Annotated in this window: 1 protein-coding gene; it reads left to right on the top strand. The window is 60.4% G+C overall.

Features of this window, described 5'->3' with window-relative positions; genetic code table 11:
- On the top strand, positions 1–1,139 hold a 1,139-nt coding region (locus tag AC1D0P_RS25890), incomplete at both ends, for a calcium-binding protein (RefSeq protein WP_477679344.1).

Genomic DNA, 1,139 nt, shown 5'->3' with positions numbered 1-1,139 from the left:
CTTCCGAGGTGTTCCATGCGCTGGCCGGCGACGACGAGCTGTATGGCAATGGCGGCAACGATACCCTCGACGGTGGTGCGGGGGATGACTACCTCGAAGGCGGGACGGGTAACGACGTGTACCTCTTCGGTCGCGGCAGCGGCAATGACGAGATCTCCGATTACGACGAAACAGCCGGCAACATCGACACGCTCCGGTTTGACGCAACGGTTGCGCCCGGCGACATCAGGCTCACGCGCGACAGTTCCAGCCTCTTTTTGACGATTGAGGGAACCAGCGACAGGATAGCCCTTGACGGCTGGTTTCTGGACGAAGCCCATCAGGTCGAGATCATTGAATTCGCCGACGGAACGGTCTGGCACAGGGCCGACGTGGATGCGCTTCCCATCGTATTTGCGGGCACCGACGGGGATGACATGCTGGCGGGTACCGATGGCGACGACGTGATCGACGGTGGGGCTGGCAACGACACCCTCAATGGCGGTGCCGGCAACGACGTCTACCTGTACAAGCGCGGAGACGGTTCGGACACCATCAACGAATACGACCCCCTGGCCGGCAATGTCGATACGCTCCGTTTCGACAGCACGGTGGCCGTGTCTGACGTCCAGGTGACGCGTAGCGGCAATAACTTGTATCTCGGCATCAACGGTACGGCAGACAGGATCACGCTGACCGAGTGGTTCGGCAACGGCGACAGGAGGATAGAGCAGGTTGAATTTGCCGATGGCACTGTATGGGGCACCTCGGCCCTGTCGGCGATGGCGCTGTTTATGGGCACGGCGGGTGATGATGTCATCATGGGATCCATGCTGGGCGACGTGTTCGATGGCGGCACCGGCAACGATACGCTGTACGGCAACGCAGGCAACGACGTTTACCTCTACAAGCGAGGAGACGGCTCGGACACCATCGCTGAGTCCGACGATACCGTGGGAAATGTCGACACCATTCGCTTTGGCGATGCGGTGCTGGCAAGTGATGTCAAGATCACCCGTGATGCCTGGCACCTCTATCTGCACATAGAGGGCACGGCCGATGTGATCACGGTGAAGAACTGGTTCTTCCACGACAGGTACCGGATTGAGCAAATCGAGTTTGCCGACGGCACGGTGTGGGACAAGGCCCAGGTGACGGCC

The sequence above is a fragment of the Polaromonas sp. P1_G2 genome (assembly GCF_056405515.1).
Note: the sequence above shows the minus strand (reverse complement) of the source record. Positions and strands in the feature narration are given on the sequence as shown.